13 protein-coding genes and 1 tRNA gene are annotated in these 17,573 nt (G+C 72.8%); 8 read left to right on the top strand and 6 right to left on the bottom strand.

Annotation, left to right across the window (positions count from 1 at the left end; genetic code table 11):
* Nucleotides 1–47 precede the first annotated feature (47 nt).
* The gene (gene galK / locus BLT72_RS12070; protein ID WP_172826065.1) at nt 48–1,196 is read right to left on the bottom strand and encodes a galactokinase; all 1,149 of its coding nucleotides are present in this window, start codon (nt 1,194–1,196) and stop codon (nt 48–50) included.
* Nucleotides 1,197–1,277: 81 nt separating this feature from the next.
* On the opposite strand from galK, the gene BLT72_RS12065 reads away from it, so the two are divergent.
* Both BLT72_RS12065 and BLT72_RS12060 read left to right on the top strand, forming a co-directional pair.
* Nucleotides 1,278–2,249: a zinc-binding dehydrogenase gene (locus BLT72_RS12065; protein WP_091413117.1), complete on the top strand. Its 972-nt coding sequence runs from the start codon at nt 1,278–1,280 to the stop codon at nt 2,247–2,249.
* Entirely contained in the window at nt 2,246–2,773 is a 528-nt protein-coding gene (locus tag BLT72_RS12060) for a GNAT family N-acetyltransferase (RefSeq protein WP_231930015.1), read from the top strand. Before BLT72_RS12065 ends, BLT72_RS12060 begins: the two co-directional genes overlap by 4 nt.
* 172 nt (nt 2,774–2,945) lie before the next feature.
* Here the strand turns inward: BLT72_RS12060 and BLT72_RS12055 are convergent, their stop codons facing one another.
* The 3 genes from BLT72_RS12055 to BLT72_RS12045 form a co-directional block, all read right to left on the bottom strand.
* Nucleotides 2,946–3,125, bottom strand: coding sequence for a DUF6104 family protein (locus BLT72_RS12055; protein WP_091413116.1), 180 nt, complete (start codon nt 3,123–3,125; stop codon nt 2,946–2,948).
* Nucleotides 3,126–3,134: 9 nt separating this feature from the next.
* Nucleotides 3,135–7,019, bottom strand: coding sequence for a multifunctional oxoglutarate decarboxylase/oxoglutarate dehydrogenase thiamine pyrophosphate-binding subunit/dihydrolipoyllysine-residue succinyltransferase subunit (locus tag BLT72_RS12050; protein WP_091413115.1), 3,885 nt, complete (start codon nt 7,017–7,019; stop codon nt 3,135–3,137).
* A 180-nt stretch (nt 7,020–7,199) separates the two neighbouring features.
* On the bottom strand, nt 7,200–8,138 hold the full coding sequence (locus BLT72_RS12045) for an N-acetylglucosamine kinase (protein WP_091413114.1): 939 nt from the start codon (nt 8,136–8,138) through the stop codon (nt 7,200–7,202).
* 373 nt (nt 8,139–8,511) lie between these two features.
* Here BLT72_RS12045 and ngcE point away from each other — a divergent pair, with 373 nt between their 5' ends.
* From ngcE to BLT72_RS12030, 3 genes are read left to right on the top strand one after another with little or no spacing between them, the layout of a single operon-like run.
* Nucleotides 8,512–9,924, top strand: coding sequence for an N-acetylglucosamine/diacetylchitobiose ABC transporter substrate-binding protein (gene ngcE / locus BLT72_RS12040; protein ID WP_091413113.1), 1,413 nt, complete (start codon nt 8,512–8,514; stop codon nt 9,922–9,924).
* Complete coding sequence (locus BLT72_RS12035; RefSeq protein WP_231930013.1) at nt 9,921–10,913, top strand: carbohydrate ABC transporter permease; 993 nt, start codon at nt 9,921–9,923, stop codon at nt 10,911–10,913. The genes ngcE and BLT72_RS12035 overlap by 4 nt, the downstream gene beginning before the upstream one ends.
* The gene (locus BLT72_RS12030; protein WP_091413112.1) at nt 10,910–11,815 is read left to right on the top strand and encodes a carbohydrate ABC transporter permease; all 906 of its coding nucleotides are present in this window, start codon (nt 10,910–10,912) and stop codon (nt 11,813–11,815) included. Before BLT72_RS12035 ends, BLT72_RS12030 begins: the two co-directional genes overlap by 4 nt.
* Nucleotides 11,816–11,887: 72 nt before the next feature.
* Here the strand turns inward: BLT72_RS12030 and BLT72_RS12025 are convergent, their stop codons facing one another.
* Both BLT72_RS12025 and BLT72_RS12020 read right to left on the bottom strand, forming a co-directional pair.
* Nucleotides 11,888–13,198 (bottom strand): glycosyltransferase family 87 protein, encoded by a 1,311-nt coding sequence (locus BLT72_RS12025; protein ID WP_157720468.1) that lies wholly within the window; start codon nt 13,196–13,198, stop codon nt 11,888–11,890.
* 150 nt (nt 13,199–13,348) lie between these two features.
* Nucleotides 13,349–13,423, bottom strand: a tRNA-Arg gene (locus BLT72_RS12020).
* Nucleotides 13,424–13,562: 139 nt separating this feature from the next.
* Here BLT72_RS12020 and lysA point away from each other — a divergent pair.
* The 3 genes from lysA to thrC all read left to right on the top strand — a co-directional run bounded on the left by lysA (nt 13,563) and on the right by thrC (nt 17,571).
* Complete coding sequence (lysA, locus tag BLT72_RS12015) at nt 13,563–14,963, top strand: diaminopimelate decarboxylase (RefSeq protein ID WP_172826064.1); 1,401 nt, start codon at nt 13,563–13,565, stop codon at nt 14,961–14,963.
* Nucleotides 14,964–15,074: 111 nt separating this feature from the next.
* Nucleotides 15,075–16,475 carry a homoserine dehydrogenase gene (locus tag BLT72_RS12010; RefSeq protein WP_342587335.1) on the top strand — a complete coding sequence of 467 codons (1,401 nt, stop codon included), beginning with the start codon at nt 15,075–15,077 and terminating at the stop codon, nt 16,473–16,475.
* A 1-nt stretch (nt 16,476) separates the two neighbouring features.
* Nucleotides 16,477–17,571: a threonine synthase gene (thrC, locus tag BLT72_RS12005; protein ID WP_091413109.1), complete on the top strand. Its 1,095-nt coding sequence runs from the start codon at nt 16,477–16,479 to the stop codon at nt 17,569–17,571.
* Nucleotides 17,572–17,573: the final 2 nt, after the last annotated feature.

Below are 17,573 nucleotides of genomic sequence, written 5' to 3'. Positions count from 1 at the left end.
TCTGCGGCCGTGCACAGGCAGGAAACCTGATTGCAACGCGGGGCTGGTCAGCCGGCGCGGTGCGCCCCCTGGGAGGGCGAGCCGACGAAGTGCTGCGGGGCCGCGTGGCCGGCGGCGGCGAACGCCTCGGCGACGGCTGCGGCCACCGCGTCGGCCCAGCCGGACGGGACGAGGGCGATGATGCAGCCGCCGAACCCGCCGCCGGTCATCCGCGCCCCGAGCGCGCCCGCGGATCGCGCGGTCTCCACGGCGAGGTCGACGGTGGGGACGGTGATCGCGAAGTCGTCGCGCATGGAGGTGTGCGAGGCGTCGAGCAGGGGGGCCAGCTCGGCCACCCGGCCGGCCTGCAGCACCTCGGCCGCGGCCCGGACCCGCGCGTTCTCGGTGACGACGTGCCGGACCCGGCGCTGCATCACCGCGTCGGGCAGGGCGGCGAGGGCCGCGTCCAGGTCGGTGACGTCGCGCAGGGCCGGCACGCCGAGGAGCCCGGCGGCCTCCTCGCAGGTGCGCCGCCGGTCCGCGTACTCGCCGTCGACGTGGGTGTGCGGGGTGTTGGTGTCCAGCACCAGCAGCTCCAGGTCGGCGTCGCCGAGGTCGAGCGCCACCTGGGTGGCCTCGAACGTGCGGCAGTCGAAGAAGAGCGCGTGGTCGGCGGTGCAGAGCGTCGAGGCGGCCTGGTCCATCAGCCCGGTGGGGGCGCCGACGAACTCGTTCTCGCAGCGGCGGGCCAGCTTGGCCCGCTCCAGCGGGTCGATCGACAGCCCGTCGAGGTCGGCCAGCGCGGCCAGCACCGCGCACTCCAGGGCGGCCGAGGAGGACAACCCGGCGCCGATCGGCACGTCGGAGGTGAGGACGAGGTCGGCGCCGCTGACGCGGTGACCGGCCTCGGTCAGGGCCCAGACCACGCCGGCCACGTAGGCGTGCCAGCCGCTCGTCCCCGGCTCCAGGTCGGACCGGCCGAACTCCTGGGTCTCGCCGTTGCTCAGCGAGGTGACGCTCCACCGGTCGTCGTCGCGCGGCGCGGCGGCGACGGTGACGGCCTGGGCCAGCGCGAAGGGCATCACGAAGCCGTCGTTGTAGTCGGTGTGCTCGCCGATCAGGTTGACCCGGCCCGGGGCCACCCAGACCCCGGTGGGCGGGTGCCCGTGGCGGTCGGCGAAGTCCTGCGTCACGGCGTCGGCGTCGGCGGAGGTCACCTGCGGAACTCTATCGGTGGGGGCGGGCGGGGCCGGGACCACCGGCGCCCCGTCCGCGCCCGGCGGCCCTAGGCTGCCCCTGTGCTCGCTGCCCTCGCCGTCACGACCGACCCCGACGACCCGCTCGCCGGCCTCCGGGTCGCCGACGTCGACCCGCCGCCGGTGCCCGAGGGCTGGGTGCAGGTGACCGTCCGGGCCACTGCCTTGAACCACCACGACCTCTGGTCGCTGCGCGGCGTCGGTCTGCCCGCGGAGCGGCTGCCGATGGTCCTCGGCTGCGACGCGGCCGGGGTGACCGCGGACGGCCGCGAGGTCGTCGTGCACGCGGTGGTGAACGACCCCGGCTTCGCGGGCGTCGACTCCACCCACGACCCCCGGCGCTCGCTGCTCTCCGAGCGGCACCCGGGCACCCACGCCGAGGTCGTCCGGGTGCCCGCCGCCAACCTCGTCGACAAGCCGGCCGGGCTCGGTTTCGCCGAGGCGGCCTGCCTGCCGACGGCATGGCTGACGGCCTACCGGATGCTGTTCACCCAGTCGGGCCTGCGGCCGGGCGACACGGTGCTCGTCCAGGGCGCCGGCGGCGGCGTGGCCACCGCGCTCGTCGCCCTCGGCCGGCAGGCCGGCTACCGGGTGTGGGTGACCTCCCGCGACGAGGCGCGGGGCGCGCGGGCCGTGCAGATGGGAGCCCACCGCGCCTTCGCGGCGGGGGAGCGGCTCCCGGAGCGGGTGGACGCCGTGATGGAGACGGTCGGCGCGGCCACCTGGTCCCACTCGGTCAACGCGCTCCGCCCGGGTGGCACGCTGGTCATCAGCGGCACCACGTCGGGGGCGGAGCCCAGCCGGGCCGAGCTGACGAAGATCTTCTTCAAGCCACTGCGCGTCGTCGGCTCGACGATGGGCACGCGCGACGAGCTGGAGGCGCTGCTCCGGTTGCTGGAAACCACCGGGCTGCGTCCCGTCGTCGACCGCACCCTGCCGCTGGCCGACGCCGCCGAGGGCTACGCGGCGCTCGCCGCGGGTGAAGTCTTCGGGAAGGTCGTCTTCGAGCCGTGACCGGCGCCGATCCCGGCCCCGCCCCGTTGCTGCGGGGCGCGCGGCCGGACGACGCCGAGGCGCTCGGCCGCTGCCACCTGACCTGCTGGGCCGAGGCCTACGGCGGGCTGGTCGACGGCGACGCCCTCGCGGCGGCGCTGGCCGCGGTGGACCAGCGGGTCGACCGGTGGCGGCAGATCCTGGCGGGGGAGCACGGGACGACGCTGGCCGTGGCCGGCGAGGAGGTCGTCGGCTTCGTCTCGGCCGGACCGCAGCGGGACGACGACCTCGAGGGCGTGGAGCTCTACGCGCTCTACGTCCGGCGCCCGCGGTGGGGCACCGGGGTCGGCGACCGGCTGCTCACCGCCGCCGTCGGGGACGCGGCCTGCTCGTTGTGGGTGCTGCGCGCCAACGTCCGCGCACGCACCTTCTACGCCCGGCACGGGTTCCGGCCGGACGGCGCCGAGAGGGTCGACGACCTGCTGGGCGGCGTCGCCGAGATCCGGATGGTGCGAGGGGCCGGGACGAGCCCAGCCCAGGGCTGAGGACCGGTGGACCCGCTGACGCGCCCCACCGCGCGCGTAGGAGGTGCACGGGTCCTCCCGACGGCGCACCAGCGGGAACCGCTCGACAGCGTCCAAGCGGTCCCGCGCCCGGTCCAACCGTCAGCCGCAGGGCGGCGAGGGCGTGGCCGGCCGGTCGGAACCGCCCGGGCGCCTACTCGTCCTCGTCGTCGTCGAGCCGGGCCAGCCAGGTCGCCAGCCGCTCGACGGGCGTCTCGAACTCGGGGTTCAGGTCGACGAACGTCCGCAGCTGCTCGGCGAGCCAGGCCAGGGTGACCTCGTCGTCACCCCGGCGCTTCTCCAGCTCCTCGATCCCGCGGTCGGTGAAGTACACGCGCCCCGCTCAGGCGAAGGCCGCGTCGACGAGCGCACGCTGCTGCGCCTCGTGCACCTTGGCCGAGCCCACCGACGGCGCGGACGCCGCCTGGCGGGTGACCGGCAGCAGCTCCCAGCGGCGGCCCGGGGCCGCCTCGGCGAGCGCGTCCGGCAGGTTCAGCGCCATGAACGGCCAGGCGCCCTGGTTGGTCGGCTCGTCCTGCACCCAGCGCACCTCGGTCACCTGCGTGAACGGCTCGAGCTCGGCGGCGATCTCGGCGGCCGGCAGGGGGTAGAGCCGCTCGACCGGGATGATCGCCACCTTGCCGTCCAGGCCCGCCTTCGTCCGCTTGGTCACCAGGTCCCAGCGCACCTTGCCGGAGCAGAGCAGGACCCGCTCGACCTGGGCGGGGTCGGTGATGCTCGGGTCGGACAGCACCGGCCGCCAGTCACCGGAGGTGAACTCGTCCGGCTCGGAGACGGCCTGCTTGTTGCGCAGCATCGACTTCGGCGTGGCCACGATGAGCGGGCGGTGCCGCTCGCCGAGGGCCTGCGCCCGCAGCAGGTGGAAGTAGCTGGCGGGCGTCGACGGCTGCGCGACCGCGAACGCGTCCTCGGCCGCGAGGGAGAGGAACCGCTCGATCCGGGCGGAGCTGTGGTCGGGCCCCTGACCCTCGTAGCCGTGCGGCAGCAGCAGCACGACGCCGGACTTCTGCGTCCACTTGGCCTGGCCCGACGTGATGAACTCGTCGATGATGATCTGCGCGCCGTTGGCGAAGTCGCCGAACTGGGCCTCCCAGAGCACCAGCGCCTCCGGCCGGGCCACCGAGTAGCCGTACTCGAAGCCCATCGCGGCGTACTCGCTGAGCAGCGAGTCGAAGACGTGGAACTTGCCCTGGCCGTCCTCGAGGTGCTTCAGCGGCACCCACGACTCCCCGCTCACCCGGTCGACGATCGCGGCGAACCGCTGCACGAACGTGCCGCGCCGCGTGTCCTGGCCGGTGAGCCGGACCGTGCGCCCCTCGAGCAGCAGCGACCCCAGCGCCAAGATCTCCCCGGTGGCCCAGTCGATGGGTCCCTGGGTGATCGCCGCGGCGCGGCGCTGCAGCTGCGGCATGACCTTCGGGTGCACGTTGAAGGCGTCCGGGAAGGTGGTGTGCGCGTCGGAGATCTTCTTCAGCGTCTCCAGCGGGACGGCCGTGCCGTGCTTCGCGCCCGACTTGCTCGGGTAGACCGGCACCCGGCTGTAGCCCTGCTCGCGCGGGGGCAGCTCCGGGTCGCGGACCTCCTTGAACACGCTCTCCAGCCGCTGCTGGAACTTCGTCATCACCGCTTCGGCGTCCTCGACGGTGATGTCGCCGCGACCGATCAGCGCCTCGGTGTAGAGCTTGCGGGTCGAGCGCTTGCGCTCGATGAGGTCGTACATCTTCGGCTGGGTGAAGCTCGGGTCGTCGCCTTCGTTGTGACCGCGACGGCGGTAGCAGACGATGTCGATGACGACGTCCTTGTGGAACGTCTCGCGGAACTCGAAGGCCAGCCGCGCCACCCGGATGCAGGCCTCGGGGTCGTCACCGTTCACGTGGAAGATCGGCGCCGCCACCATCCGCGCCACGTCGGTGGAGTAGATGGAGGACCGGGACTCGGTCGGGGAGGTGGTGAAGCCGACCTGGTTGTTCACGATGATGTGGATCGTGCCGCCCGTGCGGTAGCCGCGCAGCTGGGAGAGGTTCAGCGTCTCGGCCACCACGCCCTGACCGGCGAACGCCGCGTCGCCGTGCATCAGCACCGGCAGCACCGGGAACTCCGCGCCGCGGTCGAGGATGTCCTGCTTGGCCCGGGCGATGCCCTCCAGGACCGGGTTGACGGCCTCGAGGTGGCTCGGGTTCGCGGCGACGGAGGTCTTGATCGTGCTGCCGCTGAGCGCGGTGAACTTGCCCTCCGCGCCGAGGTGGTACTTGACGTCGCCGGAGCCCTGGACGGTCCGCGGGTCGATGTTGCCCTCGAACTCGCGGAAGATCTGCGCGTAGGACTTGCCGACGATGTTGGCCAGCACGTTGAGCCGGCCGCGGTGCGGCATGCCGATGCAGACCTCCTCGAGGCCGGCGTCGGCCGCCTGCTCGCAGACCTCGTCGAGCAGCGCGATGGCGGACTCGCCGCCCTCCAGGCTGAACCGCTTCTGGCCGACGAACTTCGTCTGCAGGAAGGTCTCGAAGATCTCCGCCTCGTTGAGCTTGTCGAGGATGCGCAGGTGCTCCTCGCGCGGCAGCGACTCGTGCGGCCGCTCCACGCGGTCCTGCACCCACCGCCGCTGGGCCGGCTCGGAGATGTGCATGTACTCGATGCCGATCGTGCGGCAGTAGGAGTCGCGGAGGATGCCCAGGATCTTGCGCATCTTCATGACGCCCTGGCCGCCGGCGAAGGAGCCGGTGGCGAAGCCGCGGTCCAGGTCCCACAGGGTGAGGCCGTGGTTCTGGACGTCGAGGTCGGCGTGCTCGCGCTGGCGGTACTCCAGCGGGTCGGTGTCGGCCATCAGGTGGCCGCGCACCCGGTAGGCGTTGATCATCTCCATGATCCGCGCCTGCTTGGGGATCTGGTCCTCGTGGTCGGTGGTGACGTCCTGCGCCCACCGGATCGGCGCGTAGGGGATGCGGAGGGCGGCGAAGATGTCGTCGTAGAAGCCCTCCTCGCCGAGCAGCAGCGCGTGCAGCCGCTGCAGGTACTGCCCCGACTGGGCGCCCTGGATGATCCGGTGGTCGTAGGTCGAGGTGAGGGTGAGCACCTTGGAGACGCTCATCTCGCTCAGCCGGTCGGGGTCGGAACCCTGGAACTCGGGCGGGTAGTCCATGGAGCCGACGCCGATGATGGTGCCCTGGCCCTGGACGAGCCGCGGCACCGAGTGGTTGGTGCCGATGGTGCCCGGGTTGGTCAGCGTGATCGTGGTGTCGGCGAAGTCGACGACCGTCAGCTTGCCGGCCCGGGCCTTCTTCACCATCTGCTCGTACGCCGCCCAGAACTGCGCGAAGTCGAGCTTCTCGCAGTTCTTGATGCTGGGCACCAGCAGCTGCCGGGTGCCGTCCTCCTTGGGCATGTCGATGGCCAGGCCCAGGTTGATGTGGGCCGGCACCACCATGGTCGGCTTGCCGTCGACCAGCTCGTAGCTGCTGTTCATGGCGGGCACGGCCTTGAGGGCCTGCACCATCGCGTAGCCGATGAGGTGGGTGTAGGAGACCTTGCCACCCCGGGCGCGGCGCAGGTGGTTGTTGATCACGACGCGCTGGTCGATGAGCAGCTTGACGGGCAGCGAGCGGACGCTCGTCGCGGTCGGCACCGTCAGCGACAGGTCCATGTTCTTGGCCGTGCGGGCGGGCGCGCCGCGCAGCGTGGTGCGGACCGGCTCCTCGCTCGCGACGTCCGGGCGGTCGGACGGGTTCGGCGGGTCGGCCGGCACGCCGCCGCGGCTGCCCGGCGTCGCCGGCCGGCCCTCGCGGTTGGTGGACGGCTTCTCCACCGTCGGGTTCGGCTTGGAGGTGGTGGCCTTGGCGGCCGCCGGCTGCACCGGGGGACCCGCCGTCGGCGTGGCGGCCTGCTCGGCCGGGCGGGACGGTGCGCTGTGGCCGTTGGTGCCCTGGGGGGCGGGCGGCTGCGGGGCGGCGGCCTTCGGGGCGGCGGGCTGCTGCGGGGCGACGGGCTGCTGCGGGGCGGCGGCCTGGGCCCGGGCCGGCGGCTGCGACCCGGTGGCCGGCGCGGCACCGGGGGCGCCGTGCTCGGCGAAGTAGGTGGCCCAGGTCTGGTCCACCGAGCTCGGGTCGGCGGTGTACTGCTCGTACATCTCCTCGAGCAGCCAGTCGTTCGCGCCGAAGTCGGTCTCCTCGGTCGTGCCGGGGGTAGCCGTCGAGCTGGATGAGTCGGGCATGGTGGCCTGGTCGCCTTCTTCCGTGCGATTGTCGTCGTGCGTCGGTGTGCAGGTGTGCTCCGGCGCCCAGGCTCCACCCCAACACGATTCCGTACGCATTCCGGGCAAGCCCGGGACTAGGTTACCCACACACAGCAGACCAGCGGGCGACTGGTGCCAGGTGTCGTCACCCGGCCGCGGTCAGCGGTGCGGCGCCGTGGCGAGGGTCGCGACGAGCCTCGCGTGCCGGGCCTCGGAGGCCCTCCCCAGCCGGCGCAGCGCGATCCAGGTGGCTCCCACCAGGCCCGACTCCGCACTCAGCAGCGCCAGGCCGGGCGGTACCCGGGCGGCGAAGCGGTCGCGCACCGGCCCCGGGGTGGCGAGCACCGAGCCGCCCAGCACCACCGGCTCGCCGGGTCGGGGGTCGAGGCCGGCGAGCGTCTCCGCCAGCAGGTCCGCCGCCGCGTCGGCGATCGCGCCGGCCACCGGGTCGTCGTCGGCGTGCCGGCTCACGAGCGGGGCGAACCGCGCCAGCCAGGTCGGCGGGTGGGCGTAGCTGGCCTCCACGAGGCCGAGGTAGTCCTCCGCGTCCGCGTCGGCCAGGACGGCGGTGTGCAGGGCGGAGAGCGGCCGCTCCTCGTCCAGCGCCGCCAGCGTGGACCGGACGGCGGCCCGGCCCAGCCAGAAGCCGGAGCCGCGGTCGCCCAGCAGGTAACCCCAGCCGTCCCGCCGGCGGTGCAGGTCGTCACCGCTGATGCGGCCCGCGACGGCCCCGGTGCCGGCGATCACCATGCAGCCCTCCGCCGCGGAGGTCGCCGAGGAGAAGCCGACGGCGAGGTCGGAGACCAGGGCGGCGGGCACCCCCGAGGGGCCCGGCACGGCGGCGGGGAGGAACGCGGGGTCGCCCGCGGCCCGGGAGCCGCCCGCCAGCCCGATCACCACCCCGCGGACGGGGCCGGGCAGGTCCTGGAGGGCGCGCCGGACGGTGGCGCGGATCTCCGCGGCGGACCCCGCCGTGCCGACGAGGTTCGGGTTGCCGGGACCGCCCGCCGCCACGGCCAGCACGTGGCCGTCGAGGTCGGCGACGGCGACCCGGGTGGAGGTCCCGCCGACGTCCGCGCCCACCACGAGCTCGGTCATCGCGCACCCTCCTGCGGGGCCCCGCGGGCCCGAATGTGTCGGCGGTGTTGCAAGTTCGTGCAATATCTAGCCCACATACTGCAAAACTCGCGCATCTGTGTTTGAGTGTCGGTACTTCGACGGGGCGAGAGGAGTCCGGTGCAGCGCCTTCGCAGAGCTCCTGCGCGTCGCCGGCCGCCACGCCGTCCCCGCCGGTCCGGTCACCGGGCCCACGCTACCCATCCCGCCGGGGACGCAGCGGCGTCCGACGGCGTGGCGGCACCTCCTGGTCGGCGATCAGCAGGTGGAGTGGGTCACCGGATCCCGGCGGGTCGCCCTCCCTCTCCGGTCACCTCCCCGCGGTCCAGTCCCGCATCCCGATGAAAGGCAGCACATGGACACCTCACGAACCCTGCAGCGCCGGCACTTCCTGCGCATCGCGCTGACGGCGGCCGCCCTCACCCCGGTGGCCGGAGGACTGGCCTCGTGCGCGGCCGGCGGCGGCGAGCCCGCGGCCAGCTCGGGCCCGACCGGCGCGGTGTCGGCGGAGAACCCGTTCGGCGTGGCCGACGGCTCGACCGTCGACGCCGTCATCTTCAAGGGTGGCTACGGCATCGACTACGTGACGTTCGCCGCCGACAAGCTGAAGACCGTGCACCCGACCGTGACGCCGAAGGTCGCGCCGTCCACCCAGATCGCGCAGGAGCTGCAGCCCCGCTTCGTCGGCGGCAACCCGCCGGACCTGATCGACAACTCCGGCGCCAACGCCATCGGCATCAGCACGATCGTCGACCAGCTCGAGGACCTGACCTCCGTCATCGACGCCCCGAACCTCGAGGGCACGAAGATCCGCGACACCCTCTACGACGGCGTCGTCGAGCCCGGCACCTTCGACGGCAAGTTCGCGGCCCTGAACTACGTCCTCACCGTCTACGCCCTCTGGTACTCGGCGTCGCTGTTCGAGGAGAACGGCTGGACCCCGCCGAAGACGTGGGAGGAGGCCTACGAGCTGGGCACCAAGGCCAAGGCGAAGGGCAAGTTCCTCTTCGCCTGGGGCAAGGAAGCGGCCACCTACTACCAGACCCTCGCCATCGCGTCCGCGATCAAGGAGGGCGGCGACGAGGTCCGGCTCGCGCTGGAGAACCTCGAGCCCGACTGCTGGTCGAAGCCGGCCGTCCAGTCGGTCTTCGAGGGCCTGAAGAAGATCATCGACGCGGGCTACTTCAAGCCGGGCGGGTCGGGCACCCAGTTCACGGCCGCGCAGGCCCAGTGGAGCAACGACCAGGACGCGATCCTCTACCCCTCGGGCTCGTGGATCGAGAACGAGATGAAGGACACGACCAAGTCCGGCTTCAAGATGACCGGGGCCGCCGAGCCGACGGTCACCTCCGGCAGCGCGCTGCCGTACGAGGCGCTGCACAGCACCGCCGGTGAGCCGTTCGTGGTGCCGTCGAAGGCCGCGAACGTCGCCGGCGGCAAGGAGCTGCTGCGGATCATGCTCAGCAAGGACGCGGCGACCAACTTCGCCAAGGAGCTGCTGGCTCCGACCATCGTCAAGGGCACCGTGCCGGCCGACGGCTTCGGCTCCACCGCGCTGGTCAGCCAGACCACGCTGCTGGAGGCGGCCGGGACCAACATCTTCTCCTGGCAGTTCGTCGACTACTACGGCCTGAACACCGACCAGCTCGTCGTCTGGAACACCTTCCTCGACGGCAAGTCCGACGTGGCGACCCTGACCAAGGCGCTGCAGGGGATCACGGACAAGGTGGCGAAGGACGACTCGGTCAAGAAGATCGAGGTGAAGTGACCGCGGTCGTCACTCCGCTGCAGCCGGGCCGGGGCGCCGCCGCCCCTGCCCGGCCGCGCCGGCGGAAGCTGACCTTCGACCGGGTCAGCTTCATGCTGGTGTTCCTCGGGGTGCCGCTGGCGATCTACGTGATCTTCGTGGTGTCGCCGTTCCTGCAGGCGATCTACTACTCCCTGACCAGCTGGAGCGGGTTCACCCCCACCCAGACCTTCGTCGGGCTGGACAACTACGCGCGGGTGCTGACGGACTCGATCTTCCTGCGGGCGATGCGGAACAACATCATCCTGGTGCTCGTCCTGCCGCTGGTGACGATCGTGCTCGCCCTGGCGCTCGCCTCGCTGCTCACGGTCGGTGGCAGCAGCCGCGGCCAGACCCGGGGGCTGCGGGGCTCGGACTTCTACCGCGTCGTGTCCTTCTTCCCCTACGTGATCCCGGCCATCGTCATCGGCATCATGTGGAGCCGGATCTACGACCCGAGCGCCGGCATCCTCAACGGGCTGCTGACCAGGATCGGGGTGGACAGCGCCGCGTCCTTCCCCTGGCTGGGCGACGAGCGCACGGCGATGGCGGCGACGATCTTCGTCATCGTCTGGGGCTTCGTCGGCTTCTACATGGTGCTGTTCGTGGCCGCGATCAAGGGCATCCCGGCCGAGATCTTCGAGGCGGCCCGGATCGACGGTGCCGGCCGGCTGCGCACCGCGGTCGCCATCACGGTCCCGCTGATCCGCGACAACGTGCAGACCGCCTACGTCTACATGGGCATCCTCGCACTGGACGCGTTCGTCTACATGGCGGCGCTGAACCCCGGCGGCGGCCCGAACAACTCGACCCTGGTGATGTCGCAGCAGCTGCTGACCACGGCCTTCACCAAGGGCCAGTTCGGCGTCGCGTGCGCCATGGGCGTGGTGCTCGCGGTGATCACGCTGGTCTTCTCCGGCCTGGTCTTCGCCGTCAACCGGCTGCTGGGTGGCAAGGAGGAGGCGCGATGACCGCGACGCAGGTGGCCGAGCCCCGCCGCGCGGACCGGCGCCCCGACCCGCCGCGCCGCAAGACGCAGGTGCCGGCCGGGGAGAAGGCGTTCGGCGGCGTCGCGCACGCGATCCTCATCCTGTGGGCGCTGATCGTCGTGCTGCCGCTGCTGTGGACGTTCATGACGTCGTTCAAGACGACCAACCAGATCTTCTCCTCGCCCTTCACCTTCCCGACGTCGTTCAACTTCACCAACTACGTCAACGCCTGGACGACCGCCGGGATCGGCAGCGCCTTCCTCAACACGATCATCGTGGTGGGCTCGGCGCTGGTGCTCGTGATGATCCTCGGGGCGATGTGCGCCTACGTGCTGGCCCGCTTCTCGTTCCCGGGGAACCGGCTCGTCTACTACGCGATGCTGGCCGGGCTGACGTTCCCGATCTTCCTCGCGATCGTGCCGCTGTTCTTCACGCTGCGGAACTTCGGGCTGCTGAACACCCTGCCGGGCCTGACGATCACCTACGTCGCGTTCGCGCTGCCGTTCACCGTCTTCTTCCTGTTCTCCTTCTTCAAGACCCTGCCCGACGAGATCGCCGAGGCGGCCGCGCTGGACGGGGCGGGGGAGTGGAAGACGTTCTTCCTGGTGATGCTGCCGATGGCCAAGAACGGCCTGACGTCGGTGCTGATCTTCAACTTCCTCGGGCTGTGGAACCAGTTCCTCATCCCGGTGGCGCTCAACACCAACGTGCAGAACTACGTGCTGTCGCAGCGGATGGCCTCGTTCGCCTCGCAGGCGGGCTACGCCGTCGACTTCGGCGCGCTGTTCGCGGCCGTGGTGATCACCGTGACGCCGGTGCTCGTGGTCTACGTGATCTTCCAGCGCCAGCTGCAGGGCTCGGTCTCCCAGGGCACCTCGAAGTAGGTCCGCCCCGGTCTCCGGGGACGCCGCCCGCCCCGTCACCCGTCCGGGTGGCGGGGCGTCGTCGTCGTCCGGTCAGCCGGCGACGGCGTCGCGGTCGGCCAGGGCCAGCCAGCGCCACGCCAGCCGCACCACCTGCACCGTGAACACCACGAGGGCGAGGTTGCGGACGGCCGTCACCAGGGTGGAGACGACGACCATGGGGTGGCCCGAACGGCCCAGCAGTCCGTCGTAGAAGAGCGGGTAGACCAGGTGGGTGAGCAGGGCGAGCGCCAGCAGGAAGCCCGCGAGCCGGCGCAGCTGGTCCCGCTGCCCGGCCGTGCCGTCGCGGGCGAGCAGCAGCAGCGCCGCCATCGGTCCGCCCAGCCAGAGCAGGTACTGCGGGCTGAGGGTCTTGTTCGTCACCGTCATCACCGCGACCGTCGCCAGGACGACCAGGCCGACGGCCAGCGCCGTCGGGGCGGGGTTGCGGAACGCGCGCAGGTAGAGGGCCACGATGACGACGAGCCCGGCCACGGTCGCGAGCGTGGCCACCGTCAACCAGAGCGCGACCGAAGGCCCGAAGATCTCGTAGGCCTGGTACTTCGAGATGTCCACCAGCCAGGCCGACGGCCGGACGGCCCGGGCCAGCATCACCGGGGTGGCCCAGACCGACTCGATCTGCAGGCCGCGGTCCGACTGCCAGGTGAGCGGGGAGACGAGCCGTGACCAGCCGCCCGCCAGCAGGCTGAGCGCCGCCAACCCGAAGCCCACGCCGACGAAGGCCCAGCCCGCCGCCTTGCGGTCGGGCCGGTGCGCCAGGAACGCCGGGATGAGCAGCGCCGGCCACAGCTTCATCGCCGCGCCCAGCCCGGTCAGCGCACCGGTCACCCACGGCCGCCGCCGTGCGGCGAGCAGGGCACCGCCGGCGAGCACGGCGGGGAGGATGTCGAAGCGCAGGTAGGAGAGCGGGCCGACGAGCAGGACGAAGGCCAGCCAGAAGTCGGCCGGCCCGGTGTGCCGCCGCCCGCTCGTGCGGTACAGGGCCACGGTGAACGCGGCGTCCAGGGCCAGCATGAAGACGATGAACGCCACCAGGTAGCCGACGCGGTGACCACCGGTGGCGCCGTAGGGCAGCCAGAGCAGCCAGGTGACGGGTGTCGGGTACTCGTTGAGCGTGTGCTCGAGGCCGACGTCGAGGAGGGCCCGGATCTTGCGGTGGTAGTAGAAGACGTCGCCCACGACGAACCGCTCGAACAGGGCCAGCACGCCCAGCACGGCCAGCCGGGTGAGGACCCAGGCCAGCGCCAGCGTCGGTCCGCTGCGGCGGGCCTCCCACCAGCCCACCAGCCGGTGCAGGGGTCCCCCGGGACCCGGTCGGGTGGGGGCAGGGGCGTTGGCAGACACAGCAGCTTCCCGTCCGACGTCAGATCGCGAGGAATCTACCACCGGGCGAGCCCGGCGGACGGGAGGACAGCCCTCCCACCAGGGCGGCGGCGGGTGGGCTCCGGACGCACGACGAGCCGGACCCGTGCGGGTCCGGCTCGTCGTGGTGGGTGGCGCCCCCGGCAGGATTCGAACCTGCGCCACCGCCTCCGGAGGGCGGTGCTCTATCCCCTGAGCTACGGGGGCCGGAGCCGGTCGGGACCGACGTCCAGCCCGTTCGGGCCGAAGAGAAATGTACCAGTGTCCCGGCGCGACCCGCGCCACCGGACGTCCAGCCCGCGACGCGGCCCGGGCGGGCTGCACCGGGTCTGGCAGGCTCGGCGCCGTGACCCACACCCACGTCGCCGGCTCGATCCACGCCGACGCGACCTCCCGTGCCCCCGGGTGGCTGGCGCTGCCCGACGACGTCAACGCGCTGCTGCCGCGGCTGTGGAGCCGCAACGTCGCCAAGGACGACGACGGTGTGCTGACGGTCGCCGGGGTGGACGTCGCCGAGCTCGCCGAGCGGTGCGGCACCCCGGTCTACGTCGTCGACGAGGACGACCTGCGGGCCCGGGCCCGCGCCTTCGCCGAGGCGTTCGCCGGCTGGGAGGTCTACTACGCCGCCAAGTCGTTCCTCTGCACGGCCGTCGCGCGCTGGGTGAGCGAGGAGGGCCTCGGGCTCGACGTCTGCACCGGCGGCGAGCTGGCCGTCGCCCAGCGGGCCGGCGTCGACCTGTCCCGGGTGGGGCTGCACGGCAACAACAAGAGCCTCGACGAGCTGCGCCAGGGCCTGACCGCCGGGGTGGGGCGCATCATCGTCGACTCCTTCGACGAGATCGGCCGGCTGTCCGCCCTGGCGGCCGAGCTGGGGGTGCGCGCCCGGGTCATGGTCAGGGTGACCACCGGCGTCGAGGCGCACACCCACGAGTACATCGCCACCGCCCACGAGGACCAGAAGTTCGGCTTCTCCATCGCCGGCGGCCAGGCGGCCCGGGCGCTGCAGGCGTGCGCGGACGCCGCGTCGCTGGACCTGCGCGGCATCCACTCCCACATCGGCTCGCAGATCTTCGAGCCCGACGGCTTCGAGGTCGCGGCCCGCCGGACGCTCCGGCTGCACGCCGAGCACGCTCGCGCCACCGGCGTCGAGCTGCCCGAGCTGGACCTCGGCGGCGGCTTCGGCATCGCCTACACCAGCGCCGACACCCCGGCCGACCCGGTCGTCCTGGCGGGGGCGCTGCGCCGCATCGTCGAGGCCGAGTGCGCCGCGCAGGGGGTGGCCGTGCCGCACCTGTCCATCGAGCCGGGCCGGGCGATCAGCGGACCCAGCGCCTTCGCCCTCTACCGGGTCGGCACCGTCAAGCAGGTGCTGCTGGACGGCGGGACCAGCCGCACCTACGTGGCCGTCGACGGCGGGATGAGCGACAACATCCGCACCGCGCTCTACGCCGCGGAGTACTCCGCCACCCTCGCGAACCGCCGCTCGGACGCCCCGCCGGCCCTCGCGCGGGTGGTCGGCAAGCACTGCGAGGGCGGCGACATCCTGGTCCGCGACGAGTTCCTGCCCGCCGACGTGCGTCCTGGCGACCTCGTCGCGGTACCTGCCTCGGGCGCCTACAGCCGCTCGATGGCCAGCAACTACAACCACGTGCCGCGGCCGCCGGTCGTCGCCGTCCGCGACGGCGAGGTCCGCACGCTGATCCGCCGCGAGACGGTCGAGGACCTGCTGGCGCTCGACGTCGGCTGACCCGGGCCGGTCCGGTGCGCGCCGCCACAGGGCGGACAGATCATGCGTGCTCGCCGGGCCGATGGGAGAGAATGAGGCGCCGCCGGCCCATCCTGGCCGTAAGAGATGCAGGTGAGGACCTCCGTGACGATGACCAGCGCGACACCGACGGGTGTCCTCCGAAGCGACGGCGCGGTGACCGCGACCGGTCCGGAGACGTCGGCGGACGGGACCCGCGCGACCCCCCTGCGGGTCGCCCTGCTGGGCTGCGGCGTGGTCGGCTCCGAGGTCGCCCGGCTGCTGACGCAGCAGGCCGTGGACCTGCAGGCCCGCGTCGGCCGGCCGCTGGAGCTGGTCGGCATCGCCGTCCGCCGGGGCAACCGGCCGCGGCCGGGCATCGACCCCGCGCTGTTCACCACCGACGCCGAGGCGCTGGCCGCCCGGCCCGACGTCGACCTGGTGATCGAGGTGATCGGCGGCATCGAGCCCGCACGCTCCCTGATCCTCACCGCTCTCGGGCACGGCGCGTCCGTGGTCACCGCCAACAAGGCCCTGCTCGCCGAGGACGGGGCGACGCTGTTCGCCGCCGCCGCCCGGGCCGAGGCCGACCTCTACTTCGAGGCCGCCGTCGCGGGGGCCATCCCGATCATCCGGCCGCTGCGCGAGTCGCTGGTGGGTGACGAGATCACCTCGGTGATCGGCATCGTCAACGGCACCACGAACTTCATCCTCGACAAGATGGACACCGACGGCGCCGGGTTCGGCGACACCCTCACCGAGGCGCAGGAGCTCGGCTACGCCGAGGCCGACCCGACGGCCGACGTCGAGGGCTTCGACGCCGCCGCCAAGGCCGCCATCCTGGCCAGCCTCGCGTTCCACTCCCGCGTCACCGCCGCCGACGTCTACCGCGAGGGCATCACCGAGGTCAGCTCCTCCGACATCGCCTCGGCCAAGGCCATCGGCTGCGTGGTCAAGCTGCTGGCCATCTGCCAGCTCTCCGACGCCGCCGACGACGCGGACCGCACCGTCTCCGTCCGCGTGCACCCGGCGATGATCCCGCGCAGCCACCCGCTGGCCGGGGTCGGCGGCGCCTACAACGCCGTCTTCGTCGAGTCGCGCTCGGCGGGCCGGCTGATGTTCTACGGCCCGGGGGCTGGCGGCTCACCGACCGCCAGCGCGGTGCTCGGCGACCTCGTCACCGTGGCCCGCAACCGGGTCCGCGGCGCGGTCGGGCCGGGCGAGTCGAGCTACGCCGCCCGCGCGATCGCCAGCATCGGGCACGTGACGACGCGCTACCACCTCTCCCTCGAGGTGGCCGACGTGGCGGGCGTGCTGGCCACGATCGCCCACGTCTTCGCCCAGCACGACGTGTCCATCCAGACGGTCCGCCAGAACGGCCGGGGCGAGGACGCCCAGCTGGTCATCGTCACCCACCGCGCGACCGACGCGGCGCTCAGCGCCACCGTCGCCTCCCTCCGGGAGCTCGACACGGTGCGGGACGTGACCAGTGTGATGCGAGTGGAAGGTGAGTGACATGTCCGACGCCGCCGTGGGAGTGCGCAGCCCGTCGACGTCCCGGGGGCTGATCGCCCGCTACCGGGACTGGCTCCCCATCGCCCCGGACGGGCCCGTGATCACCCTCGGTGAGGGCAGCACCCCGCTGGTCGAGGCGGGCGCGCTGTCGGAGCTGCTCGGCTGCGCGGTCTTCGTCAAGGTCGAGGGCGCGAACCCGACCGGCTCGTTCAAGGACCGCGGGATGACGGTGGCCGTCAGCATCTCGGCCGCCGAGGGCGCCCAGGCCGTCGTCTGCGCGTCCACCGGCAACACCTCCGCCTCCGCCGCCGCCTACGCGTCCCGGGCCGGCATGCTGCCGATCGTGCTGCTGCCCGCCGGCCGCATCTCCACCGGCAAGCTGGCCCAGGCCATCGTGCACGGCGGCAAGGTGGTCCAGGTGGACGGCAACTTCGACGACTGCCTCGACCTCGCGCGCCAGCTGGCCGACCACTACCCGGTCTCGCTGGTGAACTCGGTCAACGACAACCGGCTCGAGGGCCAGAAGACGGCCGCGTTCGAGGTGGTCGACGACCTCGGGGACGCCCCGGACCTGCACGTCATGCCCGTCGGCAACGCCGGCAACATCTCCGCCTACTGGCGGGGCTACCGCCAGTACGCCGCGGCCGGCCTGGCCACCCGGACGCCGCGGATGTGGGGGTTCCAGGCGGCGGGCGCCGCGCCGCTCGTGCTCGGCCACCGCGTCCTCGAGCCCGACACCGTGGCCAGCGCCATCCGGATCGGCAACCCGGCCTCCGCGCACCTCGCGCGCGAGGCCCGCGACACCTCGGGCGGGCTGATCGAGTCCGTCACCGACGACCAGATCCTCGACGCGCAGGCCCTGCTGGCCAGCCGGGAGGGCATCTTCGTGGAGCCCGCCTCGGCGGCCGGCGTGGCGGGCCTGCTGAAGAAGCACGCGGCCGGTGAGCTGGACGCCGGGCAGCAGGTCGTCGTCACGGTCACCGGGCACGGGCTCAAGGACATCGACACCGCGCTGACCCGCTGGACCCCGCTGCAGGCCGAGGTCGTCGCGGCCGAGCTCCAGTCCGTGGCCGCGGTCTGCGGCCTGCGCGGCTGATC

Source organism: Friedmanniella luteola (assembly GCF_900105065.1).
GTDB lineage: Bacteria > Actinomycetota > Actinomycetes > Propionibacteriales > Propionibacteriaceae > Microlunatus > Microlunatus luteolus.
Note: the sequence above shows the minus strand (reverse complement) of the source record. Positions and strands in the feature narration are given on the sequence as shown.

Coding starts and splice junctions, on each gene's coding strand:
- BLT72_RS12050 (WP_091413115.1), bottom strand. CDS start 7,019: ATGCCCGACTCATCCAGCTCGACGGCTACCCCCGGCACGACCGAGGAG.
- BLT72_RS12045 (WP_091413114.1), bottom strand. CDS start 8,138: ATGACCGAGCTCGTGGTGGGCGCGGACGTCGGCGGGACCTCCACCCGG.
- ngcE (WP_091413113.1), top strand. CDS start 8,512: ATGGACACCTCACGAACCCTGCAGCGCCGGCACTTCCTGCGCATCGCG.
- BLT72_RS12030 (WP_091413112.1), top strand. CDS start 10,910: ATGACCGCGACGCAGGTGGCCGAGCCCCGCCGCGCGGACCGGCGCCCC.
- thrC (WP_091413109.1), top strand. CDS start 16,477: ATGTCCGACGCCGCCGTGGGAGTGCGCAGCCCGTCGACGTCCCGGGGG.